Origin of the sequence: Dryocola sp. LX212, assembly GCA_041504365.1 — a bacterium.
In the GTDB taxonomy this organism is placed as follows: Bacteria; Pseudomonadota; Gammaproteobacteria; order Enterobacterales; family Enterobacteriaceae; genus Dryocola.
The window spans coordinates 2,633,026-2,657,230 of sequence record CP167917.1 but is presented as its reverse complement, the minus strand read 5'-3'; the positions used below and the strand labels follow the sequence as shown (position 1 = coordinate 2,657,230).

The following is a 24,205-nucleotide window of genomic DNA, read 5'->3' as shown; positions in this document are numbered from 1 at the left end:
ATTGAAAACCGAGGTAAAAAGAAAATTATGATGCGTATCGGGCTTTTCCTGCTGACCAACCTTGCGGTTATGGTCGTTTTCGGGCTGGTGCTAAGCCTGACGGGGATCCAGTCAAGCAGCGTTTCCGGTCTGATGATCATGGCGGTACTGTTTGGCTTTGGCGGTTCAATCGTCTCATTGCTGATGTCGAAGTGGATGGCACTGCGCTCGGTAGGTGGGGAAGTGATTGAACAACCGCGTAACGAAACAGAGCGCTGGCTGCTTGAGACTGTTCGTCGTCAGTCGCAGCAGGCGGGTATCGCGATGCCTCAGGTGGCTATTTATCATGCGCCGGACATCAACGCCTTTGCGACGGGTGCCCGTCGTGATGCTTCACTGGTCGCCGTCAGCACCGGACTGTTACAGAACATGAGCCGAGATGAAGCTGAGGCCGTGATCGCTCACGAAATCAGCCACGTCGCCAACGGCGATATGGTCACCATGACGCTGATTCAGGGCGTGGTGAACACTTTCGTTATCTTTATTTCACGTATCATCGCGCAGGTAGCTTCCGGCTTCCTGTCCGGCAACCGGGACGAGGGCGAAAGCAGCAACGGTAACCCGCTGGTTTATTTCGCCGTGGCAACGGTGCTGGAGATAGTGTTTGGTATTCTGGCTAGCATTATCACCATGTGGTTCTCGCGCCACCGCGAATTCCACGCTGATGCGGGCTCGGCAAAACTGGTTGGGCGTGAAAAAATGATTGCTGCGCTGCAGCGTCTGAAAACCAGCTATGAGCCGCAGGAGGCCAGCAGCATGATGGCGTTTTGCATCAACGGCAAGGCGAAGTCCATGAGCGAGCTGTTCATGACTCACCCGCCTCTGGACAAACGTATCGAAGCGCTGCGTAACGGTGACTACCTGAAGTAAGCGATGCAGAAGTGAAAAAGCGAGCCGGAAGGCTCGCTTTTTTTATGCCTGAATTCTGGGCTGTGACATCCGCAGACTGCTGACGATTGCGGCAAGGGTCGCGAAACTGCCTGCCAGAATCAGCGACGCGTGGGTGCCATGATCGTGGGATAGGTTGAACATCAGCGCGACCAGAGCCGCACCGGTGCTTTGTCCCAGTAAACGTGCGGTACCCAACATACCGCTGGCTCCCCCGCTGCGATGGCGCGGAGCCGACGAGATAATCGTGTGGTTGTTTGGCGACTGGAAAAGACCAAAGCCCGCCCCGCAGAGGATCATCCGCCAGACAATATCGATGTCGCTCGGATTATGCGGTAGCATCGCCAGTGCGAACAGCCCGCAGGCCATCACTGCAAGCCCAATCCCTCCCAGCAGGCCCGCATGGAAACGTTCGATCAGGTACCCGGCAAGCGGGGCCATCACCATTGTTGCCAGCGGCCACGGCGTCAGCAGCAGCCCGGTTTCAACCTCGCTGCGACCCAGCGTCGTCTGCAGGAAGAAGGGCAGAGAGACAAACGCCAGCATCTGGGCCGCGAATGAACAAACCGAGGTGCCAATTGAAAGGGAGAAAATCGGGATGCGCAGCAGGTCGACCGGCAAAATGGGGAACGGAAGGGCAAGCTGACGGCGGATAAAGAAATAGCCAATGACCAGCAGCGCCGCCAGCTCACCGATGATCAACGTGCCGGACTGCCCCTGCGAGAATCCGCTGATGGCGGAAATCAGCAGCCCGAAGGTCAGCGCATTCATCACGGCGCTTGGGATATCAAACCGCTGCCCCTGAGATTTTTGCTGGTTGGGCGGCAGATAGCGTAGCGCAAAAAAAAACGCCACAACGCCGATTGGCACGTTGATTAAAAACAGCCACTGCCAGGAGGCGACGGAAAGAATGGCGGCTGCTACTGTTGGCCCCGCAGCGGAAGAGACGGCCACGATAAACGAGTTGATGCCCATGCCGCGGCCGAGAAATCGCTGCGGATAGATAAGCCGTATCAGAGCGGTGTTAACGCTCATCAGCGCAGCCCCGCCGAAGCCCTGTAATACGCGCGCCACCGTCAGCATGGGAAGTGAAGTGGAGAGGGCGCAGAACAGTGATGTCATGCAGAACAGCACCAGACCGCACTGGTAAACCCGCCGGTAGCCAAAAAGATCGCCGAGGAACGACATTGATAGCAGCGAGACGATAATCGCTATCTGGTAGCTGTTCACCACCCAGATGGATTCGGCAGGACTGGCGTTAAGATCGTGAGCAATCGTGGGAAGCGCTACGTTGGCAATTGCGCCATCAAGTACGGCTATAGTGATGCCGAGCGTGATAGCGAAAATGGCGCCATAACGCTGGGGCATCGGCAGCCCGTCAGATAAGGGTTTATCCATAAGGAAGTACAACTTAATAGAAGTCATTTTGCGAACTGTAATTTTAGCATCGATATTTCCGTGACAGGTCGCAGATTTGTAACGAAATCGGATTGTTACGTTGCGGTGAACCGTTGGGCAATTTATACTAAAAACCAGTTCTGATTTTTATAAAACATGTGCGATCGAGGTGATTATGGCTATCGCAGATCTGGATAAACAACCTGATTCTGTCTCATCCGTCCTGAAAGTTTTTGGCATTCTGCAGGCGCTTGGCGAAGAACGCGAAATTGGCATCACTGAGCTTTCGCAGCGCGTCATGATGTCGAAAAGCACCGTCTATCGCTTTTTGCAAACCATGAAGTCGCTGGGCTATGTGGCTCAGGAAGGGGAGTCGGAGAAATATTCGCTGACCCTGAAACTGTTTGAGCTGGGTGCTCGGGCCCTGCAGAACGTAGACTTAATCCGCAGCGCGGATATTCAGATGCGTGAACTGTCGCGTCTGACCAAAGAGACGATCCATCTGGGCGCGCTGGATGAAGACAGTATTGTTTACATTCACAAAATCGACTCTATGTACAACCTGCGCATGTACTCCCGTGTGGGCCGCCGTAATCCGCTGTACAGCACGGCAATCGGTAAAGTTTTGCTGGCGTGGCGTGACCGTGAGGAAGTTAAAGAGATCCTCGCAGAAGTTGAATACAACCGCAGCACCGAGCGCACTATTACCAGCACCGAAGAGCTGCTGCCGTTGCTGGATCAGGTTCTCGAGCAGGGCTATGGTGAAGATAACGAAGAGCAGGAAGAGGGGTTGCGCTGCATTGGCGTACCTGTGTTCGATCGTTTTGGCGTGGTGATTGCCGGGCTGAGTATCTCTTTCCCGACGCTGCGCTTCTCAGAGGACCGCCTGCACGAATATGTTGAAATACTCCACGACGCCGCGCGTACTATTTCTAAACAAATGGGCTATCACGATTATCCGTTTTAATGGCGAAGTGTGAACTTCGGGTTTGCAGGGTGGATAGGCATCAGCGACCTCCACTAATGGCACTACGCTTATCCGGCCAACAAAAAAGTTTGCCAGCAATAAAAAACGCCGCATTAAGCGGCGTTTTTTATTGCTGCAGCGAAAAATTAATCGTTATCAACGACCGTTTCGCTTTTGCGCAGTATCGGGCAGTTCGTTAAGCCGATGATACCGCTGTCGGTGTGTACAAACTGTGCGGTCACAACATCCCTGGCCGTTAAATATTTGCACTGCAGGCCCAGGCCTGCCGCATTCTCATTGCTGCCAATAAGCATGCCGTAGCCGGACAAAAGTAAACCGATCCACAAAAGCGCAATGACAATAATGGTGCGGATCATAAAACGCATAGAAGCCTCTTTTTTTACTGTGTAATCTGCCCTTAAGCGTAGAGGATAATGCTTAGCAAACAATAACAAGATTCCTAATTATCAATAGCAAGGACGGTTAAGTCAGGTTTAAGTTATCAGTGTTAGGCTTGGCAGTATCAAGCTGAATGGGAGAGGTGAGTGAAAAAGTTCTGGTGGGTTATCGCTGCGGGGATTATTGTCGCCTGTCTGCTGCTGTGGACGCAAATGGTCAACGTCATGTGCGATCAGGACGTGCAATTCTTCAGCGGCATCTGCACGATTAATAAATTTATCCCCTGGTAGGACTTTTCGGCGTCCGGGTGATTTCCTTGTTCGCGGGCAGGTGTAGAATAGCGCGTTTTGTTGAGGTGGTAACATGAACGAACTAAACGTTGGCGTATTGAACATCGCGTCTCTCGCGGTCTCTCTGGTTGTGCTGGTGGTAGGGCTGGTTTTATGGTTCTTTGTTAACCGTGCAAGCAGCCGCGCGAATGAGCAGGTCGTCCTGCTTGAAGCGCTGCTCGATCAGCAAAAGCGTCAGAATGCGCTGCTGCGTCGTCTGTGCGAAGCAAACGAGCCGGAAGTAGAAAAGAAAGAAACCGCATCGAAGGCAGAAGATGACGATCGGGATGATTTCGTCCGCCTGGTCGCTGAACGGTAGAAGTGGTTGTGCGGTGACCTCGGAAACGTTAAGGAACTTAGATGCCGTTTAAAAACCCGTGGTACGATCCGCAGCGCTCTCATCATCGGCCCGATGGCTTTAGAAATCTGCACCCTCTGGAACGCGACGCCGGCGATGTAAAGCGTTGGCGCGATCAGCGAAAAGCCCAGGGGCTACCGCATCCTCCGGGCGAGGGTTACCCTGCCTTTATTGACCGCTGGTGGCAAAAAGCCAGCGTGACCGGAGTAGACGATCGAGTCTGGTGGCTGGGGCATGCCAGCCTGCTGCTACGCTTGCAGGAAAAATATCTGCTAACTGACCCCGTCTTCTCTGGAAGGGCCTCGCCGCTCTCATTTGCGGGTCCGCAGCGAAAAACTCCCGTATCCCTTAGCATTCGGGATCTACCGCAGCTTGACGCGGTTTTTATCTCTCACAACCATTACGATCACCTCGATTACCGCACGGTGCGGCAAATACTTCGCCGCTTTCCTGATGTACATTTTTTTGTTCCTCTGGGCCTGAAGCAGTGGTTTGTCAGGCGGGGCGCGAAACAGGTTACCGAACTGGACTGGTGGCAGGCCGTTAGCTGGCACGGGATGAGCTTTACCGCCGTTCCAGCTCAGCACTGGAGCATGCGTTCGTTCTGGGATCGCAATCGAAGCCTGTGGTGCGGCTGGGTCATGGAAGCTCAGGATTTCCGCTTCTGGTTCAGCGGCGATACGGGTTATACCAGCGATCTGGCTGAAATAGCCTTACGGCTGGGGCCGCTGGACGCGGCGGCGATTCCGATTGGCGCCTATGCTCCCCGCTGGTTTATGGGGTCACATCATATGGATCCGCAGCAGGCAGTTTCGCTCTGGCAGCAAATTGGCCGCCCTTTGACCATCCCCATTCATTGGGGGGTGTTTGAACTGGCAGACGAATCGCTGGATATGCCGCCGCAGGAGCTAAGCGAGGCGCTATCTGCTGCCCGGGAAGCAGAAGAGCGGTTTATACCGCTGCGTATTGGTCAAAGTTTACCCTTATTTAAACGTGCAGGTTTATAATGCGATCGTCGCGGTATGTTTTATTTTTAATGTGAACATTCGCGTAACAAAGTGTGAAGTATATTTAGCGAAACGTTTGTTTGCCCTCCGATGGCGCAGCCTGTCATTAAACTTTCATTATATTGGTGCAATATAATTGCCTGACAGCTCAAGCTTTATTCTATTTATCTGTTGCGGTAAAAAACACCCCGGCAGAAGTCCTGAAAAATCGGTTGTCCATTGCTCTTTTATTGCATATTTATGCAACAATAATCATAAGGCGGTGCAAGGGGCTGCGCGGTTTTTCTCTCTTCGCCTGGACGAAGTGAAGTCTTTGAGCTAATGTAAAAAAGTTGTCGTGACGGTGCTGACACTGGCGCTGCGGTGAATGTACGTTCGCCAGGCGTTTTATTCACTAAGTCTGTATTTGTTTTTCACCTGCAAATCACTGACTTTCTGGAATTGTGCGACGGATCGATACATGCTTAAAAATGGCTTGCCATTGTTTACGTTGTATGTAATAACACTTTGGGTCAAACGAGGTACAGTTCTGTTTATGTGTGGCATTTTCAGTAAAGAAGTTCTGAGTAAACACGTTGTCGTTGAATACCGCTTCTCTGCCGAGCCTTATATTAGTGCCTCAAGCAGTAACGTCTCTGTTTTATCTAAGTTATGCCTGCGGGCGAAGAAAACTATCTAAGGAATTTGCAAAATGGCAAAGATTAAAGGTCAAGTTAAGTGGTTCAACGAGTCTAAAGGTTTTGGTTTCATTACTCCTGCTGACGGCAGCAAAGATGTGTTCGTACATTTCTCTGCAATCCAGGGTAACGGCTTCAAAACTCTGGCTGAAGGCCAGAACGTTGAGTTCGAAATCCAGGACGGCCAGAAAGGCCCTGCTGCAGTTAACGTGACTGCCATCTAATTCTGCTGAATTAGGCCGGGCGTTGAACGCCTAATTGAGTTAAAAGCCTCGCTCCGGTAGCGGGGCTTTTTAATGCTCGAAATAAACACAACTTCTTTCAAAGTGTGACTAAAACCCAGCCCGCGTTGCCTCTTGTTGCAAACCGGTGAAGGATGTAGCACTGTTCCCTCACAAAATACGCGTATATCTGTTTAAACTTTCAATCACTTAAGTTTTGCTAAGGATTGATTGTGAGGAAAGACAGTGCGCCGCTGATTGGCAATTTTATCCAGTGGCGATTTGGCCTGCTTTGTCTGGCGATTTTGCTCTGCCTGCTCTTCTTATTAGGGCGTGTGGCCTGGCTGCAGATTATCTCCCCGGACAATCTGGTAAAACAGGAAGATATGCGCTCCCTGCGCGAGAAACCCATTATCGTCCCGCGCGGTATGATTGAAGACCGTGACGGACGCCCGCTGGCGGTTAGCGTACCGGTAGAAGCCATCTGGGCCGATCCAAAAACCATTATGGAAAAAGGCGGCGTTCAGGTTGACCGCCGCTGGAAAGCGCTGGCCAACGCGCTCCATGTTCCATTGAGCCAAATTGCCGCGCGTATCCATCAGAACGACCGCAGCCGCTTTATCTATCTTGCCCGCCAGCTCGATCCGCAGCAGGCTGCCTGGATAGACAAACTAAATATTCCGGGTATTGCGACCCGTGAAGAATCCCGCCGCTTTTACCCCGCCGGCCACGTCGCCTCCAACCTGCTAGGTTTTACGAATATTGATGACCAGGGTATTGAAGGCGTTGAGAAGAGCTTTAACCGCCAGCTTACGGGCATGTCAGGCGAGCGACTGGTGCGTAAAGATCGTCACGGCCACGTGATTGAAAATATCACCGAGACTCCGGCAAGCCCGGCACACAATATTATTCTCAGCATCGATGAGCGCCTGCAGACGGTAACGGAAGATGCGCTAAGCAACGCCGTGTCGTGGAACAAAGCCGAGTCGGGAGCCGCGGTCATTATTGATGTTAATACGGGCGAAGTGCTGGCGATGGCGAGCTGCCCGACCTTTAACCCGAACAATCGTGAAGGGGCGACACTCAACGATTTTCGCAATCGCGCAATCAGTGACACCTTCGAACCGGGCTCAACCGTTAAGCCGATGGTGATTATGACGGCGCTGAAAAAGGGTATCGTGCGCCCGGACAGCGTGGTGGATACCCATCCGTATACTATCGACGGGCACCGCATTCGCGACGTAGGCTATTATCCGCAGCTGACGCTGACCGGCATCCTGCAAAAATCCAGTGATACCGGCGTATCCCACCTGTCGCTGGCGATGCCGATTCAGGCATTAATCGATACCTATAAAGGCTTCGGCTTTGGCTCACCCACCGGGCTGGGCCTGACCGGGGAGAGCAGCGGGCTGATGCCTAACCGCCAGCGTTGGGGACAGCTCGACCGCGCGACGTTCTCCTTTGGCTACGGCCTGATGGTTACGCCGCTTCAGCTCGCGCATGTTTACGCTACCATCGGGAGCTACGGCATCGCCCGTCCGCTGTCCATCACCCGCGTCGATCCGCCGGTTGAAGGCAAGCGGGTCATGTCCGCAGAAATAACTCACGAAGTAGAACATATGATGGAAAGCGTGGCGTTACCCGGCGGCGGCGGAATCAAAGCGGCGGTACACGGCTATCGCGTGGCGATAAAAACCGGGACGGCCAAGAAAATTGGCGATGACGGCAAGTACGTTAATAAATATATCGCCTATACAGCAGGGGTGGCACCGGCTAGTAATCCGCGCTTCGCGCTGGTCGTTGTCCTTAATAATCCTTCAAACGGAGCCTACTATGGCGGTGCGGTTGCGGCTCCCGTGTTCAGCCAAATAATGGGTGACGTACTGCGCCTGGAAAACATTAAGCCGGACGGCCTGGCGCCGGGAGATGACAACCTGGTAGTGCTTAACAAGGAAAAGTCCGTCCCTCCCGCTCCTTGAGCACTTTTCGTGACGGGGCGTAAGCGTTACACTTGCGCCCTTAATCGTTACCGGGAGCCACCATGTCCTACCTCTGCCCACTCTGCCACTCGCCGTTAGCCCTGAAAGAAAAAAATTTTGTTTGCCCCCAGGGGCACCAGTTCGACAAGGCGAAAGAGGGCTACGTTAATCTGCTGCCCGTTCAGCATAAGCGATCGAAGGATCCGGGTGACAGCAGTGAAATGATGCAGGCCCGCCGGGCTTTTCTTGATGCCGGACATTACCAGCCTCTGCGCGACAAAATTTGCCAGCAGTTAACTATGGTGGCACCTGAAACGCTGCTGGATATCGGCTGTGGGGAAGGGTATTACACTGCGGTCTTTGCGGAAGTTTTACCGGGTGAAGTGAAGCATATCTGGGGTCTGGACGTTTCAAAAGTTGCCGTTCGCTATGCGGCAAAACGCTATCCGCAGGTGGAGTTTTGCGTGGCCTCAAGCCATCGCTTACCCTTTGCCGACGGCAGCCTGGATGCCGTTGTGCGCATCTTTGCTCCGTGTAAGGCAGAAGAGCTGGCCCGGGTGGTTAAACCTGGCGGTACTGTAATAACGGCAACCCCCGGTCCCCGCCATTTGATGCAGCTCAAAGGGCTGATTTATCAGGACGTCATCCTGCACCCGGAAGACGTTGAGACCCTTCCAGGTTTCGAAGCGGTGCAGACGGAACGGACCGGCTGGCCGATGACGCTGAAGGGGGAGGAGGCGGTGGCGCTGTTACAAATGACGCCGTTTGCCTGGCGTGCCCGTCCGGAAATCTGGCAGCAGCTGAAGGCGGAAACGGCGTTTGCATGCGACACTGATTTTATCGTTCGCGTCTGGCGACGCGAAGGCAATGTTTAAGGGTGGAAGTGGCCGTAGAGGATCTGGCAGCCGATACCGATTAGCACCAGCCCGCCGAGGATCTCGGCGCGTTTGCCAAGCATCGGGCCGATAAAACGGCCTATCATCATCCCCAGCGTGGACATAACCATAGTAGCGCAGCCGATGGCGAGCGCCGTTTCGATGATGTTCACCTTCAGGAAGGCCAGGCCTACCCCGACGGCCATCGCATCAAGGCTTGTGGCAATCGCCGTCGTCACCAACAGCCAGAAACCATGGCGCTGCAGCTTCGGCGCGTCTTCGTCGTCCCCGCCCCGACAGCCTTCAATCAGCATTCGCCCGCCGAGGAACACCAGCAGAATAAAGGCTACCCAGTGATTCCACTCGAGGACGACCTGGCTTGCCAGCAGGCCAAGGCACCAGCCAATAAGGGGGGTAATGGTTTCAATGACGCCGAAAATCAGGCCGGTGCGAAGCGCTTCAGAAAATCTGGGCTTGTGCAGGGAGGCACCTTTCCCGATTGATGCAGCGAAAGCATCCATCGACATGCCAAATGCGAGCAGAATTGTTGCGGAGAGATTCATGATGACGCCTCAGTTGGGGATATCCATATACACGCAGCCCACCCCCAACTTACGATGGTCACGTGCCTATGGTCTCGCCTACTCATGACTGAGTCGTACATGCCACGTTTAATCCCTTTCTGGACCCTAACGAGTATGTTGACATGTACATTTTCACGGCCTGGGCGGCGAAAATCGGCTACTCCCCAACGACGGGCGCAACCTTAACATAATTTTTTAAATCAAAACAATATTTGATATTAAATTTATCGCAGGCAAATGATAACGATTTTCATTTATAAAATAAGGTAATCAGGATGTTAACAAGAAAGGTTAAATAATCATCTGAAATAGCAGTGGCTATATTTTAAAAGGGGTTGTAATTATTAAAGATATAGTCACTGCTATTTTTTAAGCTATTGAGATGCAACAAGAAGATTATAAATTTTCTCTAGATCTTCTATATTTTTCACCCGAATAAGCAGGCGGCGCTGTTCTAATTGCATTACCAGCACGCCATCTTCAGATAAATTCATTTCTTTAATGCGGGAATAGAGGATCCAGACGCCGGCGAAGAAAAATCCCTCATTTTTAAACAGCAGCTTAGGCTGACGGATCCAGGAAAGATATATTGCAATCAGTGCCAGGGCAGATAATAGCCAGGTGGTGACCACGGTGCCGTGATTGGTGACATTGTTGTAGATAAGAATGCCGATCAGGAAGACAAAGATCGTGCTGTCGATGCGGTTACGGCGCAGCAGGGGGATGGCGAGCCGCGTTTTGCCCTTAAGCCTCTCCATGATGAATTCGTCGTAAATTGCCCAGCCGAGCAGCAGCACAATGAACACCACCAGTACAACATCCGTTAACGACATCACTTCTCCCCATGCTTAAAAATAAAAAACCGGGGCTTTGCCCCGGTTTGTAGTACTGCTTACTTACAGACCCAGCAGGCCGATAGCATAACCGACAATACCGATGACAAAGAAGCCCATAATGATCCACAGCGCGTTCACTTTCTTACGCAGCAGCCACATACAGGCGAAGGTCAACAGCAGCGGCACGAGGCCCGGCATCAGCTGATCGAGGATAGTCTGCACGGTGGTCACTTTCACCGCGCCGGTCTGGTCGGTTATTTTCGACACGACCAGCGGTATGTTAACGTGCGTCCACTTGTTAACCAGCGCCCCCATGACAAAGAGGCCGAGAATGGACGCCCCCTCGGTCAGTTTCTGCAGGAAGCCGCCGCCCATATCCTTAACGATATCGATCCCTTTACGGTAGCCGTAAGCCACGCCGTAATAACGGGTCAGCAGACGTACAGCGTTAAACAGGATGAAGAACAGCAGCGGCCCCAGCAGGCTACCGCTCATGGCAATCCCTGCACCCAGTGCTGCAAACACGGGGCGTACGGTACCCCAGAAGATTGGATCACCGACGCCTGCCAGCGGACCCATCAAACCAACTTTGATCCCGTTGATGGCACCATCGTCAATCTCTGCGCCATTTGCACGCTGCTCTTCCATCGCAAGCGTCACGCCCAGAACCGGAGCGGCAACGTATGGGTGGGTATTAAAGAATTCCAGGTGGCGTTTAATCGCCTGTTTACGCGCGTCGTTATTCTCAGGATACAGGCGTTTGATTGCCGGGATCATAGAGAAGCAGAAGCCCAGCGCCTGCATACGTTCGAAGTTCCATGAACCCTGGAAAATGTTCGAACGCAAAAACACGGCGCGAATATCACCCGGGGTCAGTTTCTTCTCGGTAGTCGTAGTTTTGGTGGTATCAACCATTTCGCTCACCTATTAATCTAATTCGTTATCAAGATCGTTAGAACCAGCAGCAGGCGCTGCGGCACCAGCGGAACGGTTGTATTTCGGGCTCAGCTGGATATACAGAATCGCCATCACCGCACCAATCACGCCCAGCGCAACCAGGTTGAAGTTGGTGAAGGCGGCGGTAACAAAGCCGAGGTAGAAGAAGGGCATCAGGTAGCCCGCACGCATCATGTTAATAACCATTGCGTAACCGACCACCACGATCATGCCACCGGCGATGTTCAGACCGCTGGTCACCACTTCAGGAATGGCGTTCAGCATGTTCTGCACTTCGCTGGTACCCACAGAAATCGCGACGATAACGGCTGGGATGGCGATACGCATGGCCTGCAGGAACAGAGAAGAAACGTGGATCCAGGACAGGGCCGAAAGGTTGCCTTTTTCCGCCGCCTTATCCGCCGCATGCTGGAAGCCAACGGTGATAGTACGAACGATGATTGTCAGCACCTGGCCTGCTGCTGCCAGCGGGATTGCCAGCGCGATACCAGAGCCGATGCCCTGATGCCCGGCGATAACCAGAATGGTTGAGATAATAGAGGCAAGCGCCGCATCGGGCGCCACGGCTGCACCGATGTTCATCCAGCCAAGGGCGATCATTTCAAGGGTACCACCGATAATAATACCGGTTTTCATGTCGCCCAGAACCAGACCGATCAGCGTACAAGCGACGAGCGGACGGTGGAACTGAAATTCATCAAGGACCGATTCCATACCGGCAATACAGGCTACGATGAACACCAGCACAATCTGAAGAGTGGTAATCTCCATTGTACTTCTCCTATAACGTATGACTTAAGTATAAAAACTGAGCAAAACGTAGCGTTTAAGCAATCACCGTAGCAATTAGCTTTTCACCTTCGCGATCAGATCCATCATTTTCAATTTTTGATCGGTAGAAACTTTACGGGCTTCCAGCTCGATGCCGCGCGCGTTCAGCTTCTTAAAGGCTTCGATATCTTTTTCATCAACGGAGATGGCGTTGTTAACCTGGGTTTTCCCCTGGCGGAAGGCCATACCACCGATGTTGACGGACGTAATCTTCACGCCACCTTCCACAATCCGCTCAACGTCAGTCGGGTTGGTGAACAGCAGCATGACGCGGTCGCCGGCATATTTCGGGTTGTTGTAGACGCGAATCATCTTCGCAACGTCCACCACGTGTGCGGTGACGCCTGGAGGAGCGACCTGAGTCAGCAGCGTTTTACGTACGGTATCGGCGGCAACTTCATCGCTGACGACGATAATACGGGTCACGTTGGTCTCTTTCGTCCAGCGGGTAGCAACCTGGCCATGAATCAGACGGTCATCGATACGCGCAAGACCGATGTTCATGTAGTCGTTTGGACCCATTGGCTTAAGCGGAGCCGCAGCCTTTGGTGCTGCTGCAACAGGTGCCGCCTTTTCAACAGGCTGAGCTTTCAGGGCTTTCACCCCTTCGCGACCTGTTTCTACTGCCAGAGCAACCAGATCATCGAAAGAAGGATTGTCATCGCGGGCCATCAGGGTTTCCACCAGCATCGGAATGTTGACCCCAGCCACGACTTCGTAATGCTCTTTATCGACGACAATACGGCTTGCCGCATTGAAAGGGCTGCCGCCCCAGGTATCGACGAGAAACAGCACACCCTTGCCGGTGTCCAGATTCGCCAACTGAGCGTTGTACTTCTCGATCAGCGTTTCGGCGTTTTCGCCGGGAACGAAATCAATCCAGCCAACGTTTTCCTGCTCACCTAATAGCATTTCGGCCGTTTTAAGCAGTTGCTCTGCTGCCCAGCCATGCGTGCCTATGACAATAGCAATAGTCACTTGCTACCTCCTGTGTTAGTCATCTCAACATCCTTACGAAAGGGTAAGAAATCTGTCCGTTCGGAATGAATCGATTCAGATAAGGGATTATGAAAAGTCGAATCATTTGCGGGAATTATTTTAGTCAGTGAAAAAAATAATTTATGTGATGAAGCTCCGTAATTTAACTTTGATACGTTTTCAAGCAATTGGAGCAGTAAATATGACCAGTGCAGGTTGCAGAAAAATTGCAAAGTCAGGTAAATCTTTGCCAAAGCTATATTTGCTCTGATAATGTTTACTCTTCGTTTAATCACCAGGAGTAGAGGGCAGTAGCCCACCGTATGGACCGTCACCGACGATTTTTCACTTCCCGGACGCTTTTAGCCGTCCCGCCACGCGACGTTTCTCGTCCGTTTATCCTTTCAGTTCAATGTGTTGCGCCCGGTAATTGCGCTGTGCCGTTTTGTCATTCCAGCAGGAGTTTTTCATGGAATTCTTAATGGACCCGCAGATTTGGGTGGGCTTGCTGACGCTTGTGGTGCTGGAGATCGTACTGGGTATCGACAACCTGGTATTTATCGCCATCCTTGCGGACAAACTTCCGCCGAAACAGCGAGATAAAGCCCGACTTATCGGTTTATCCCTCGCTTTGTTCATGCGACTGGGCCTGCTGTCCTTAATTTCATGGATGGTCACGCTGACCCAGCCGCTGTTCACCATCATGGATAAAGTCTTCTCCGGGCGCGATTTGATCATGCTCGTCGGGGGTATTTTCCTGTTGTTCAAGGCGACAACCGAGCTGCACGAAAGGCTGGAAAACCGTCAGCACGACGACGGTCATGGGAAAGGCTACGCCAGCTTCTGGGTCGTGGTGTTACAAATTGTTGTGCTGGATGCGGTGTTCTCCCTCGACGCGGTGATTACCGCCGTGGGTATGGTCAACCACCTGCCGGTAATGATGGCTGCGGTTATTATCGCGATGGGTGTGATGCTGCTGGCTTCTAAGCCGCTGACGAACTTTGTCAACCAGCATCCTACGGTCGTGGTGCTCTGTCTTAGCTTCCTGTTAATGATCGGTCTGAGCCTCGTGGCGGAAGGCTTTGGGTTCCATATTCCGAAGGGGTATCTGTACGCGGCGATTGGCTTCTCGATAATCATTGAGCTGTTCAACCAGATTGCCCGACGCAACTTCATTCGCCACCAGTCGAACGTGCCGTTACGCGCCCGGACGGCTGATGCGATCCTGCGTCTGATGAATGGCAAGCGCCAGGCGCGCTCGGAGCGCGATGAAAGCAAAACGATCACCCCAATCGAAGCTGAATCTTTTGCGGCTGAAGAACGCTATATGATTAACGGTGTGCTGACGCTGGCCTCCCGCTCGCTGCGAAGCATCATGACCCCTCGCGGTGAAATCTCCTGGGTTGACGCACAGAAAAGCGTTGCTGAAATCCGTGAGCAGCTGCTCGAGTCACCACACAGCCTGTTCCCGGTCTGCCGGGGTGAGCTGGATGAAATTATCGGTATTGTGCGCGCGAAAGAACTGCTGGTGGCGCTTGATAAAGGTGCAGACGTAGAAGCAATTGCTTCGCGAACGCCAGCAATTGTGGTGCCAGAAACCCTGGATCCTATCAACCTGCTGGGCGTTTTGCGCCGTGCCCGCGGCAGCTTCGTCATCGTTAACAACGAATTCGGCGTGGTGCAGGGGCTGGTGACGCCGCTCGACGTGCTGGAAGCTATTGCCGGTGAATTCCCGGATGCTGACGAAACGCCGGAAATCGTGCGCGACGGAGACGGCTGGCTGGTCAAAGGCGGCACGGACCTCCATGCGCTGCAGCAGCACCTGGATATCAATACGCTGGTAAACGATGAAGAGGATATTGCGTCGATTGCCGGGCTGGTTATCTCGGTGAACGGACAGATCCCGAAGGTCGGCGATATTATCGAGTTCGCGCCGCTGAGCTTTCAGGTGATGGAAGCGAACGACTACCGCATCGATTTAGTTCGGGTCACAAAAGAACGCCAGCCGCACGAAGGCGAAGAAGAGTAATTCAGCGTAGCGGGATCGCGGGAATCGCGTGACCGTTATGGCGAGGGGGAGGCGGCGAGCGTCCCTCAAGCCAGCTGGGGAATTCTTTTAACGGCATTGGCCGGGCGAACAAATATCCCTGCAGTACATTCACGCCGTGGCTGCGCAGATACTCTGCCTGCTGCGGCGTCTCCACCCCCTCCGCAACCAAATCAATCCCCAGCCGCTGCGCCAGCGCAATAATAATGTCCGTCACCGTTGAGTTAACGGCATCGGTGCCAATGGCCGCGGTAAAAGACTTATCGATCTTCAGCACGTTCGGGTTCAGGGTCTCGAGGTAGGCCAGCGAGCTTTGTCCGGTCCCGAAGTCGTCTATGGCCAGCGCTACGCCGAGCCTTCTCAGATCGCGCACAACGCGATGGTCGACCTCTGGCAGCGCATCGCGTTCGGTAAGCTCAAGAGTTAGCTGCTGAACGGCCTGGGCCGGGAACCAGTGGCGCCGCAGATCGTCAATAATTTCCCCCTCGTGAAAATGGCTGGCCGCCACGTTTATGCCAATATGAAAATCAGGAGACGGCGGGAACATATTTAGATGCCGCACGGCTTCGACCATGACGAAACGAGTCAGCGGAGCGATGAGATTTTGCTGTTCGGCGAGGGGAATAAAAACGTCGGGCGAAATCCAGCCCTGACGAGGATTGTTCCAGCGCAGCAGCAGCTCGACGCCGACGCATTGCAGCGTCCTGGCGTTCATCAGCGGCTGGCAGAAGACCTCGAATTCCCGCGAGGCCAGCCCAAGATTGATTTCCCACGAAAAGCTCATGCGGTTGGCTGTCGCAAGCCAGGTGATATAGCCAATCAGCATGCTCAGCATCAGGGCCAGCGGAAGCTGGGTTGGCAGGTTTTTTAACGCTAAATCACTCGCCGAAGGGCCGATGGTGGTAATAGAGAACGGATACTTCCGGGAGGCTATGTCCCGGCTTACCAGCCCCTCCTCGGCGGTGACCTTAGCCAGCAGGCCTTTGCCGTATTCTAGATGCGAATCGCCCACGTTCAGCACGGCGCGGGATACCCAGGGCCGCTCCGGCTCCATCATCAGTCCCGTGAGCATCTCAATGTTGACCACTTCCATGACGCCGTCACGGCTGCCATTTTCTGCGGGATGCCAGGAGATAAGTATTGGCGAACCTTTAAGCAGGGAGCTGTCGGTGGATAAAAGCAGCAGCGGGGTGTCGACGGGCAAACGAGGCTGGAGCAGTGAGACAGGGACATTACGCGGCCCAAAAATACTCGAGCAGTACAAAATGCCGTCTTTAATCAGCGCAATCGAGCGGACCGTCTGCATGCGGGCCGCATGCTCCCGCAGCCTGAATTGCACCGTCTCGCAGCTGGCACCGACAAATTTGAGTACCTCAGCGCTAACGTCATCAAGAGGCGTCAGGATATTCTCGAGAGTGGCAATGGCCCGGGAATTAAAAGCGAGCAGGCGCTGCTCGTTGATATTGCGTTCGGCGACGAAACGCACGCTGAGCGTCAGGACAAGAACCAGCATGGCTAAAGCTGCGCAAACGATTAAGCGCCTGCGGCGATAGCCCTTAATAATACGCTGAGCGGTCTGCATCCCTGGTCACCTTTGTTTCGTAGCTGCGGACAATATTGATGCGCAGAACATTCAAAGTGTAGTGGGGGAAAGCGCTGACGACGAGGAAAAACTCCCCCTTAGTCGCTAAAGGGGGAGCGAATGACATACTATTCCGGCGCTAACAACCGGCCAATCAAACCCAGATGCATTTTTACCCCGGTCAGCATCGCGTTTTCGTCCAGCAGGAAGTGAGGGTTATGAACGTTCCATACCGCGCCCATCTCTTCATTGCGTGAGCCAACGAACAGGAAGGCGCCCGGTATATGCGCCTGATAGGATGAGAAATCTTCCCCGCCGAAGAGCGGAGCGGTGAATTCGTGCAGCGTCCCTTCCGGGAAGTGCTGCTGGATGACTTCCCGGGCGATGGCGCTGGCGTCGGCATGGTTGACACCCACTTCGTACCCTCTCTGCCAGATGACCTCGCATTCGGCCCCGTGCGCGGCACCAATGCCCTGCACGATTTGCTTCATCAGCTCCGGCACGCGCTCACGCACGCTCTTGTTATGAGTGCGCAGAGTACCGGAGAGGCGGACGCTGTCCGGAATAACGTTATAGCTTTTCTCGCCCGACTGGAAAGAGGCGATGGTCAGCACCGGCACGTGGAGCGGATCGAGCCTGCGGGCCACAATCTGCTGCAGTGAAGTCACGATTTCAGCCCCGATCACCACCGGGTCGATGCACAGATGCGGCATTGATCCATGGCCGCCTTTGCCTTTAATGACGATATCAAAGTTATCGCTGGAGGCGCAGAACACGCCTTCCTTAAGCGACAGCGTGCCGGTAGGGCGGTCAGGCATGACGTGCAGACCAAAAATATACTCCACGCCGTTTAATACCCCAAGCTTCACCAGCTCCTGCGCGCCGCCCGGCGGCACCTCTTCGGCATGCTGGAAAATGAAGCGCACCGACCCCTGCAGGCGTTCTTTCAGCTGGCACAGGATTTTGGCTGCGCCCATCAGCATAGCCGCGTGGGCGTCGTGACCGCAGGCATGCATAACCCCTTTATTACGAGATGCGAAAGGCACGCCGCTGTCTTCCTGGATAGGCAAAGCGTCGATATCCGCGCGCAGCGCCCATTTCGGGCCGGGGTGCTTGCCGTGTAAGTCCGCCACCACGCTGTTGTCCGTTAAGCGCAGGATCTCCAGGCCGCCAAAGCTTTCCAGCTCGCGGGCAATGTAGTCCGCCGTTGGCTGCTCCTGGAAGGAGAGCTGCGGATTGGCGTGCATATACTGCCGCCAGCGCATTACGTCCGGGGCAACGTCTGTAATCAGCTTTTCGAAATTCAAAGACATAACAAACTCCATTATTCCGTCACGGTAAGGTCAGAATGCGTTCTCTTCACCATCAGCGGTACTACCGCAAGAGCGGCGCAGACCATGGCGAGAGAGAGAAAAATAAAGGTGCTGAAGTAGCCGCCAGAGGAGCCAATCAGATAGCCCATGACGATCGGCGAGACAAACCCTCCCAGCGTGCCGCCGGTATTAATAATGCCCATCGCCGCCCCCATGTTTTCTACCGGGACCCGTTTCATCGGCAGCGTGAAGGTCGTCACGAAGGCCCCCATCAGGAAGACCTCGCCGAGGAAAAGGAACAGGCTGGCGGTGAGCGCGGACGGCGTCAGGTAGACCATGTAGATGCACAATGCGCTGAGCAGTGAGCAAACCATGATCACCATCGGCTCTCTTTCCTGGAAGTATTTGCCGACCAGCCAGCCCGTGCACAAAGAAGAGATCCAGATCCCCAGGCCACCGATGGCAATAACATAGCTGGAGGTGTCCATCGGCATGCCGCGCTGCTGCACAAGGAACTTCGGCAGCCAGGCCATCAGCCCGTAGCTGGGAATGTTGATACAAAAGATGGCGATGAACAGCAGGATAACGGTCGGGCTTTTCAGCAGCTGTCGGTAGCTGAGCGTTGATTTTTGACGCGCGCTGGCCTGAGCTTTTGGCACCAGAAAAATGATGACGATGGCTATCACGCAGGCCATTACGCCCAGCCCGGCAAACGAGCCGCGCCAGCCAAAATTTGCCAGAGCGTAGACGGCAATCAGCGGCCCCGCGGTCATCGCAAGCCCTGCGGAAGAGAGCAGGATAGACTGCGCAAAGGTTCGCTTTTCCCGCGTGAAGTTGCTTACCACCGCTTTAGCACAGGAGCAGGGATACCCCGAGTGCCCCATGCCGGACAGGAAGCGAAACGCAATCAGCAGGGCGAAGCTCAACCCCAGCACGCCGAAGGAGAACGCGAAGCCGCCCAGCAGACACAAGGAGATGATCAGCATCGCTTTATATCCCAGGCGGTCGTTAAGCCAGCCTGCCGGGATCTGGAACAGCGAATAGGAGAGGAAAAAAATGCCGGTGATGTAGCCCAGCTCTTCGGTGGAGAGGGAAAACTCTTTCTCTATGGGTAAAAGTGCGAACCCCATTACAGTTTTATCTATATAGACAATGACATAGCCTAAAAAAAGCAAGAAAATCATCCGCGAATGAGTTTTCATGATATTTGTTCCTCTGAGACAGATCCGTTGGGGGATTTTCCTTATGGTGACGCCAGACGTTCAGCGAACGCCTTTAGCCAAAGTAATCAGTTTTCCGGCTGGCGATAAGATGCGATTTTTTGCAGGGTGATGCTTTTTTCTGATAGGGGTAACGATGAAACATCTGCCGAAAATGCAGCACTTACACACCTTCCGGCAGGTTGTCCGTAGCCGCAGCATCCGCGCGGCCGCAAGGGAAGTGGGGCTGTCGCAGCCGGCGCTGAGCCGAACTTTGCGCGAGCTGGAGCAAACTTTAGGCGTGCAACTATTCCTGCGCGGGCATGAGGGCGTCACGCTAACTGAGGCGGGGACGGCTTTTTTACGTCGTACGGAGTGGATACTTGAGGAGCTGCAGCGCGCGGCTGACGAGGTTGAACAGATAAGCCACTTCTCGCAGGGAAAACTTGCCGTCGGTTTCTCATCGCTGCTGGCGCTGACCGTATTCCCAAAGCTGATAGATGATTTTAAGTCCAGCAGGCCACATGCTCGTCTTAATCTCAAAGAAGGCCAGCTTGCCACGCTGCTGCCCCTGCTGCGTCAGGGGGAGTTAGATCTCGCTATCGGGACGATTAACCCGCGCAAGGTGCCGGACGACGTGGTGATTGAGCCGCTGTTCGTTGCGCCGTTCTGTATTATTGCCCGCCGGGGGCATCCGCTGGAACAGGCTTCATCAGTCAACGATCTGCGGCGCGCAAAGTGGCTGCTGCCCGAGACAAATGTCGGTTACTACCAGCAGCTGCAGGATGAGCTTAACGAGTTCTACGGGCAGATCCACGAAGAACCGGTGTGGACGGAGTCAATTGTTTGCGGATTAAATATGGTGCTGGAGTCGGATTATCTGACGGTGGTGGCGAGGGCGATGAGCATGCCGCTGCACCTGCAGGACAGAATCAGCGTGTTGCCGATCTCAACGCTGCCGTCAGCGCAATATTGCGTGGCCTGGTCACAGAAATCGGCGCTGACCGAAACCGCCCGGCAATTTTTGCTGGCGCTGAGGCAGGCGTGTCAGGGGTACAAATGGTAAAAAGCCCTTCCGGGGAAGGGCTTAGATTGCTGACAAAGTCTCTTTGGTCGGAAAAGTGCAGCGTCTTGCGACTTTTTTAGCAGAAGCAGACGGCGGATTGCGGCTGTCGCTTATCCACCCGACAATAATCAGTCACACTGAACTTTGATCGCCAGGCCCCCACGGGAGGTTTCACGATATTTGGCGTTCATGTCTTTACCCGTCTCGTACATTGTTTCGATAACCTTATCGAGGGAGACGCGCGGCTCGCTGGTGCGGCGCATCGCCATGCGCGTGGCGTTGATAGCCTTGACGGACGCGATGGCGTTACGCTCGATGCACGGTACCTGCACCTGACCGGCAACCGGGTCGCACGTCAGACCAAGGTTGTGCTCCATGCCGATTTCCGCGGCCACGCAGACCTGCTCCGGGCTGGCACCCAGGATTTCAGCAAGCCCCGCAGCTGCCATAGAACAGGCAACGCCCACTTCACCCTGGCAGCCCACTTCGGCACCGGAAATCGAGGCGTTCATCTTGTACAGCGTACCGATGGCACCGGAGGCCAGGAAGTAGCGGATGTAGGTATCCGGGCTGACGGATTCGATAAAGTGATCGTAGTAGGCCAGCACCGCCGGAACGATACCGCAGGCACCGTTGGTTGGCGCGGTCACGACGCGGCCACCGGCGGCGTTCTCTTCGTTTACCGCCAGGGCAAACATGTTCACCCAGTCGACGACGTTCATCGGGTCATTGGACAGCTTATCGCTGGACACCAGCATACGGCGCAGCGCGGAAGCACGGCGCGGCACGCGCAGCGGCCCAGGCAGAACGCCTTCGGTGTTCACACCGCGATCGATGCAGGCGCGCATCGTGCTCCATACGTTGGCAAAATACTCTTCGATCTCTTTACGGCTGTGCAGCGCCAGCTCGTTTTTCATGATCACGCCGGACAGGGACATACCGGTGTCCCTGCAGTGCTGAAGCATCTGCTCGGCGGAATTAAACGAGTAGGGAACGACGATTTCACTGCTGGCTTCTTTGCCGAAATTCTCTTCGTCGACGATAAAGCCGCCGCCGATAGAGTAATAAGTTTTGGTGTAGATCTGTTTATCGCCGCTGAAAGCGTGAATGGTCATGCCGTTTTCGTGCAGCGACAGGTTGTCGTTGCTGAAATTCATGCCGCCCGCTTTCGGAAAGTCGACTTCATGACGGCCCTGGGCCAGCCACAGCTTTTCCCGCGTTTCAACGTCGCGGATGAAGCCTGGAATCGAGTCGATATCCACGTTGTCCGGCTGGTTGCCCGCCAGACCCATAATAATGGCGATGTCTGTGTGGTGTCCTTTTCCGGTAAGGGAAAGCGAGCCGTAGACGTCCACCGCAATGCGCGTGGTGCTCTCAAGCAATCCTTTTTCGACCAGATCATCGACAAACAGCTTGCCGGCCTTCATCGGCCCGACGGTATGGGAGCTGGAAGGTCCGATGCCGACTTTAAACATGTCGAATATGCTAATCACTAGATAACTCCTTAAAGAACACCGTTTTCAAAAAATATGATGCTGTAAATAATCCAGGCGCTAGTGTAAAAATTTATTGCTAACAGTAGTAAACTATTCACATGAATTAAACTAATGATTAACGATAAAACGCCTAATATCAGCCCATATCCAGCAAGACTCACTGCTTAATATAGGCTAACCGGCAGAATAAAAGGGTGATCAAGCTTCCACACCTATCTGTAATGCCAGCTCGCGGATAATGCCCGCCGTCATGCCCCAGACAAAATAGTGCTGATACCAGGAGAGCCACACGCGATGGGCGTTGCCCCGGCGATGGATATCCAGCGGATGATAGCGGCCCAGGCGCAGCGCCTCCATCAGCGGCATCTCAAAAACGGCGGCGACCTCATCTTCGCTGGCGTAGTACGGCAAATCTGGAGGGATGATGCCGACAACGGGCGTGACCTGGAAACCTGTCACGCTGTCCACGGGCGGCAAAGTCCCGATTATCTCCACTGACTCAGGAGGAATAGCGACTTCTTCGTGGGTTTCCCTGAGTGCGGCGGCAATTAAGGACGCGTCAGTACTGTCTACCGCACCGCCGGGAAAGGCGACCTGACCCGGATGTTTGCGCAGCATCGGAGAGCGCTGGGTCAGCAGCAGGCCAGGCTGAGGGCGGCGCACTATGGGCACCAGTACCGCAGCCTGACGCTTGTTGCCCGTGAGATCTCTCGTTGTGGGCTGCAGCATCTGAAAACGCGATAAAAAGTCGCTTAACGTCAGGGACGAGCCAGGCATGCCTTAATTCTCCAGTTGGGGAAGGATACGATTAACTTTATCAAAGGTTTCCTGGTATTCGGCCGCCTCCGTGCTGTCTGCCACTATGCCGCCGCCCGCGGAGCAGTAAAGCCTGCCGTTTTCGGCGGTGAGCGTGCGGATGGTGATGCTGGTGTCCATATTACCGCAGAAGCTGATATAGCCGATGCTGCCGCACCACGCGTTGCGACGGTCCGGCTCCAGCTCTTCAATAATTTCCATCGCCCGAACTTTAGGCGCGCCGGTAATCGAGCCGCCGGGAAAGCAGGCGCGCAGCAGATCGGTTGCTTGTAAATAATCAGGAAGCTTAGCAGTAATCGTGCTGACCAGATGATGTACCGCCGGGAAGGGTTCGACGACAAACAGTTCCGGGACGCGCACGCTGCCTGGAACCGCCACGCGGCCAATGTCGTTGCGCAGCAGATCGACAATCATCAGATTTTCGGCGCGATCCTTCGGCGAACTAGCCAGCTTTTCCGCCTGCTTCGCATCTTCAGCAGGGTCGCTCAGGCGCGGCAGCGTGCCTTTGATTGGCCTGGTCTGAATGTCCTTTCCCTCCAGCAAAATAAACCGCTCGGGGGAGAGGCTCAGGATCGTGCTTGTCGGTAAACGGATAAAGGCGCTGAACGGCGCGCGGTTTGCGTCATTGAGCTTTTTGAAAGCCTGCCACTCATCGCCCGAGTAAGACGCGCTGAAACGCTGGGCGAGATTCACCTGATAACAGTCGCCGCTAAGAAGATATTCCTGTATTCGGCGGAATTTACGTCCATACTGTTCCCGCGTCATATTTGATTGCCAGCCGGAGGTCAGCCGGAACGGCTCGCGGTCGGGCACGATAAGCGACTCCAGCCAGATCAGACGAGCGGCAACATCGTTCCAGCACAGCAGGGTAAGCTGCTTTTTCTGGTGGTCGGCAATTAACGCCCAGTCATAAATCCCCACCGCCATGTCCGGCGTGTGGACAGAGGCTTGCGCCAGGCGCGGGATTTTTTCAAAATGTCGCCCCAGATCGTAACCAAACAGCCCCAGCGCGCCGCCCACAAAGGGCAGGTCCGCCTGCGGCTGCGGCTTCACGCCATAACTATCCAGCGCCTGCTGCAGCAAAGTCAGCGGATCCCCGTCGTGCTCCGTCCTGACGTAGTCGACCGTTTTCGTCGTGCGCAGGCCGCAGGTTTCAAGCGTGACGCAGGGGCGGGCGACAAGAATATCAAAACGGTTGTGAGGATGGTCGGCGAACCCCGAATGCAGCAGCATGGCCCAGGGCTCATCTGATAGAGCTGCAAAATAGCGTTGCACGGCGTCCGGCTGCCAGGGAAGGGGATGTAAAGCAAGAGTCTTCAACGTCATTACCACAACCTGAAACGAAAGCTGCCGCGAACCGTGG

General features: G+C 54.3%; 24 protein-coding genes. 11 read left to right on the top strand and 13 right to left on the bottom strand.

The window, feature by feature from the left end; genetic code table 11:
- The first annotated feature begins 27 nt into the window (after nucleotides 1–27).
- The gene (gene htpX, locus ACA108_12695) at nucleotides 28–909 is read left to right on the top strand and encodes a protease HtpX (GenBank protein XEX94263.1); all 882 of its coding nucleotides are present in this window, start codon (nucleotides 28–30) and stop codon (nucleotides 907–909) included.
- A 42-nt stretch (nucleotides 910–951) separates the two neighbouring features.
- On the opposite strand, the gene ACA108_12690 is transcribed toward htpX, so the two are convergent.
- Nucleotides 952–2,325 carry an MFS transporter gene (locus ACA108_12690; protein ID XEX94262.1) on the bottom strand — a complete coding sequence of 458 codons (1,374 nt, stop codon included), beginning with the start codon at nucleotides 2,323–2,325 and terminating at the stop codon, nucleotides 952–954.
- Between the two features lie 175 nt (nucleotides 2,326–2,500).
- Between ACA108_12690 and kdgR the strand changes: the two genes are divergently transcribed.
- A complete protein-coding gene (kdgR, locus tag ACA108_12685) occupies nucleotides 2,501–3,292 on the top strand; it encodes a DNA-binding transcriptional regulator KdgR (protein XEX94261.1) in 792 nt (263 codons plus the stop codon).
- Nucleotides 3,293–3,438: 146 nt separating this feature from the next.
- Here kdgR and ACA108_12680 read toward each other — a convergent pair whose 3' ends face one another.
- Nucleotides 3,439–3,678, bottom strand: a complete 240-nt coding sequence (locus tag ACA108_12680; GenBank protein XEX94260.1) for a YobH family protein — start codon at nucleotides 3,676–3,678, stop codon at nucleotides 3,439–3,441.
- Between the two features lie 159 nt (nucleotides 3,679–3,837).
- On the opposite strand from ACA108_12680, the gene mgrB reads away from it, so the two are divergent.
- The 7 genes from mgrB to rlmA all read left to right on the top strand — a co-directional run bounded on the left by mgrB (nucleotide 3,838) and on the right by rlmA (nucleotide 9,137).
- A complete protein-coding gene (gene mgrB, locus ACA108_12675; GenBank protein ID XEX94259.1) occupies nucleotides 3,838–3,981 on the top strand; it encodes a PhoP/PhoQ regulator MgrB in 144 nt (47 codons plus the stop codon).
- Nucleotides 3,982–4,054: 73 nt separating this feature from the next.
- Nucleotides 4,055–4,339: a YebO family protein gene (locus tag ACA108_12670; GenBank protein ID XEX94258.1), complete on the top strand. Its 285-nt coding sequence runs from the start codon at nucleotides 4,055–4,057 to the stop codon at nucleotides 4,337–4,339.
- Nucleotides 4,340–4,380: 41 nt separating this feature from the next.
- Nucleotides 4,381–5,385 (top strand): MBL fold metallo-hydrolase, encoded by a 1,005-nt coding sequence (locus ACA108_12665; GenBank protein ID XEX94257.1) that lies wholly within the window; start codon nucleotides 4,381–4,383, stop codon nucleotides 5,383–5,385.
- Nucleotides 5,386–5,920: 535 nt separating this feature from the next.
- Nucleotides 5,921–6,064 carry a DUF2627 domain-containing protein gene (locus tag ACA108_12660; protein ID XEX98098.1) on the top strand — a complete coding sequence of 48 codons (144 nt, stop codon included), beginning with the start codon at nucleotides 5,921–5,923 and terminating at the stop codon, nucleotides 6,062–6,064.
- 12 nt (nucleotides 6,065–6,076) lie between these two features.
- Entirely contained in the window at nucleotides 6,077–6,286 is a 210-nt protein-coding gene (gene cspE / locus ACA108_12655) for a transcription antiterminator/RNA stability regulator CspE (protein ID XEX94256.1), read from the top strand.
- 230 nt (nucleotides 6,287–6,516) lie between these two features.
- Nucleotides 6,517–8,262 (top strand): peptidoglycan glycosyltransferase FtsI, encoded by a 1,746-nt coding sequence (ftsI, locus tag ACA108_12650; protein ID XEX94255.1) that lies wholly within the window; start codon nucleotides 6,517–6,519, stop codon nucleotides 8,260–8,262.
- Between the two features lie 62 nt (nucleotides 8,263–8,324).
- Entirely contained in the window at nucleotides 8,325–9,137 is an 813-nt protein-coding gene (gene rlmA, locus ACA108_12645) for a 23S rRNA (guanine(745)-N(1))-methyltransferase (protein ID XEX94254.1), read from the top strand.
- Here rlmA and mntP read toward each other — a convergent pair.
- The 5 genes from mntP to manX all read right to left on the bottom strand — a co-directional run bounded on the left by mntP (nucleotide 9,134) and on the right by manX (nucleotide 13,323).
- Nucleotides 9,134–9,700 carry a manganese efflux pump MntP gene (gene mntP / locus ACA108_12640; GenBank protein ID XEX94253.1) on the bottom strand — a complete coding sequence of 189 codons (567 nt, stop codon included), beginning with the start codon at nucleotides 9,698–9,700 and terminating at the stop codon, nucleotides 9,134–9,136. The genes rlmA and mntP overlap by 4 nt on opposite strands.
- Before the next feature lie 395 nt (nucleotides 9,701–10,095).
- Entirely contained in the window at nucleotides 10,096–10,554 is a 459-nt protein-coding gene (locus tag ACA108_12635) for a DUF986 family protein (GenBank protein ID XEX94252.1), read from the bottom strand.
- A gap of 63 nt (nucleotides 10,555–10,617) precedes the next feature.
- Complete coding sequence (locus ACA108_12630) at nucleotides 10,618–11,472, bottom strand: PTS mannose transporter subunit IID (GenBank protein XEX94251.1); 855 nt, start codon at nucleotides 11,470–11,472, stop codon at nucleotides 10,618–10,620.
- A 12-nt stretch (nucleotides 11,473–11,484) separates the two neighbouring features.
- Nucleotides 11,485–12,285 (bottom strand): PTS mannose/fructose/sorbose transporter subunit IIC, encoded by an 801-nt coding sequence (locus ACA108_12625; protein XEX94250.1) that lies wholly within the window; start codon nucleotides 12,283–12,285, stop codon nucleotides 11,485–11,487.
- 75 nt (nucleotides 12,286–12,360) lie between these two features.
- Nucleotides 12,361–13,323 (bottom strand): PTS mannose transporter subunit IIAB, encoded by a 963-nt coding sequence (gene manX, locus ACA108_12620; GenBank protein ID XEX94249.1) that lies wholly within the window; start codon nucleotides 13,321–13,323, stop codon nucleotides 12,361–12,363.
- 469 nt (nucleotides 13,324–13,792) lie between these two features.
- On the opposite strand from manX, the gene yoaE reads away from it, so the two are divergent.
- A complete protein-coding gene (gene yoaE / locus ACA108_12615; GenBank protein XEX94248.1) occupies nucleotides 13,793–15,352 on the top strand; it encodes a CNNM family cation transport protein YoaE in 1,560 nt (519 codons plus the stop codon).
- Between the two features lies 1 nt (nucleotide 15,353).
- Here the strand turns inward: yoaE and ACA108_12610 are convergent, their stop codons facing one another.
- From ACA108_12610 to ACA108_12600, 3 genes are all read right to left on the bottom strand, one after another.
- The gene (locus ACA108_12610; GenBank protein ID XEX94247.1) at nucleotides 15,354–16,952 is read right to left on the bottom strand and encodes an EAL domain-containing protein; all 1,599 of its coding nucleotides are present in this window, start codon (nucleotides 16,950–16,952) and stop codon (nucleotides 15,354–15,356) included.
- 128 nt (nucleotides 16,953–17,080) lie between these two features.
- Nucleotides 17,081–18,265, bottom strand: coding sequence for an amidohydrolase (locus tag ACA108_12605; protein ID XEX94246.1), 1,185 nt, complete (start codon nucleotides 18,263–18,265; stop codon nucleotides 17,081–17,083).
- Nucleotides 18,266–18,276: 11 nt separating this feature from the next.
- A complete protein-coding gene (locus tag ACA108_12600; protein ID XEX94245.1) occupies nucleotides 18,277–19,467 on the bottom strand; it encodes an MFS transporter in 1,191 nt (396 codons plus the stop codon).
- Between the two features lie 154 nt (nucleotides 19,468–19,621).
- On the opposite strand from ACA108_12600, the gene ACA108_12595 reads away from it, so the two are divergent.
- Nucleotides 19,622–20,530: a LysR substrate-binding domain-containing protein gene (locus ACA108_12595; protein XEX94244.1), complete on the top strand. Its 909-nt coding sequence runs from the start codon at nucleotides 19,622–19,624 to the stop codon at nucleotides 20,528–20,530.
- 128 nt (nucleotides 20,531–20,658) lie between these two features.
- On the opposite strand, the gene sdaA is transcribed toward ACA108_12595, so the two are convergent.
- The 3 genes from sdaA to pabB form a co-directional block, all read right to left on the bottom strand.
- On the bottom strand, nucleotides 20,659–22,023 hold the full coding sequence (sdaA, locus tag ACA108_12590) for an L-serine ammonia-lyase (protein XEX94243.1): 1,365 nt from the start codon (nucleotides 22,021–22,023) through the stop codon (nucleotides 20,659–20,661).
- Nucleotides 22,024–22,224: 201 nt separating this feature from the next.
- Nucleotides 22,225–22,803, bottom strand: a complete 579-nt coding sequence (locus ACA108_12585) for a CoA pyrophosphatase (GenBank protein ID XEX94242.1) — start codon at nucleotides 22,801–22,803, stop codon at nucleotides 22,225–22,227.
- Nucleotides 22,804–22,806: 3 nt separating this feature from the next.
- The gene (pabB, locus tag ACA108_12580; GenBank protein ID XEX94241.1) at nucleotides 22,807–24,168 is read right to left on the bottom strand and encodes an aminodeoxychorismate synthase component 1; all 1,362 of its coding nucleotides are present in this window, start codon (nucleotides 24,166–24,168) and stop codon (nucleotides 22,807–22,809) included.
- Between the last annotated feature and the right edge of the window lie 37 nt (nucleotides 24,169–24,205).

Bases quoted from the DNA above. Each gene is read 5' to 3' on its own strand.
- ACA108_12600 (XEX94245.1), bottom strand. From the start codon at position 19,467: ATGAAAACTCATTCGCGGATGATTTTCTTGCTTTTTTTAGGCTATGTC.
- ACA108_12660 (XEX98098.1), top strand. From the start codon at position 5,921: ATGTGTGGCATTTTCAGTAAAGAAGTTCTGAGTAAACACGTTGTCGTT.
- ACA108_12630 (XEX94251.1), bottom strand. From the start codon at position 11,472: ATGGTTGATACCACCAAAACTACGACTACCGAGAAGAAACTGACCCCG.
- ACA108_12665 (XEX94257.1), top strand. From the start codon at position 4,381: ATGCCGTTTAAAAACCCGTGGTACGATCCGCAGCGCTCTCATCATCGG.
- kdgR (XEX94261.1), top strand. From the start codon at position 2,501: ATGGCTATCGCAGATCTGGATAAACAACCTGATTCTGTCTCATCCGTC.
- ACA108_12635 (XEX94252.1), bottom strand. From the start codon at position 10,554: ATGTCGTTAACGGATGTTGTACTGGTGGTGTTCATTGTGCTGCTGCTC.
- ACA108_12610 (XEX94247.1), bottom strand. From the start codon at position 16,952: ATGCAGACCGCTCAGCGTATTATTAAGGGCTATCGCCGCAGGCGCTTA.
- mntP (XEX94253.1), bottom strand. From the start codon at position 9,700: ATGAATCTCTCCGCAACAATTCTGCTCGCATTTGGCATGTCGATGGAT.
- htpX (XEX94263.1), top strand. From the start codon at position 28: ATGATGCGTATCGGGCTTTTCCTGCTGACCAACCTTGCGGTTATGGTC.
- pabB (XEX94241.1), bottom strand. From the start codon at position 24,168: ATGACGTTGAAGACTCTTGCTTTACATCCCCTTCCCTGGCAGCCGGAC.
- ACA108_12690 (XEX94262.1), bottom strand. From the start codon at position 2,325: ATGGATAAACCCTTATCTGACGGGCTGCCGATGCCCCAGCGTTATGGC.
- ACA108_12680 (XEX94260.1), bottom strand. From the start codon at position 3,678: ATGCGTTTTATGATCCGCACCATTATTGTCATTGCGCTTTTGTGGATC.
- ACA108_12605 (XEX94246.1), bottom strand. From the start codon at position 18,265: ATGTCTTTGAATTTCGAAAAGCTGATTACAGACGTTGCCCCGGACGTA.
- yoaE (XEX94248.1), top strand. From the start codon at position 13,793: ATGGAATTCTTAATGGACCCGCAGATTTGGGTGGGCTTGCTGACGCTT.
- ACA108_12625 (XEX94250.1), bottom strand. From the start codon at position 12,285: ATGGAGATTACCACTCTTCAGATTGTGCTGGTGTTCATCGTAGCCTGT.
- rlmA (XEX94254.1), top strand. From the start codon at position 8,325: ATGTCCTACCTCTGCCCACTCTGCCACTCGCCGTTAGCCCTGAAAGAA.
- ACA108_12585 (XEX94242.1), bottom strand. From the start codon at position 22,803: ATGCCTGGCTCGTCCCTGACGTTAAGCGACTTTTTATCGCGTTTTCAG.
- cspE (XEX94256.1), top strand. From the start codon at position 6,077: ATGGCAAAGATTAAAGGTCAAGTTAAGTGGTTCAACGAGTCTAAAGGT.
- ACA108_12595 (XEX94244.1), top strand. From the start codon at position 19,622: ATGAAACATCTGCCGAAAATGCAGCACTTACACACCTTCCGGCAGGTT.
- ACA108_12670 (XEX94258.1), top strand. From the start codon at position 4,055: ATGAACGAACTAAACGTTGGCGTATTGAACATCGCGTCTCTCGCGGTC.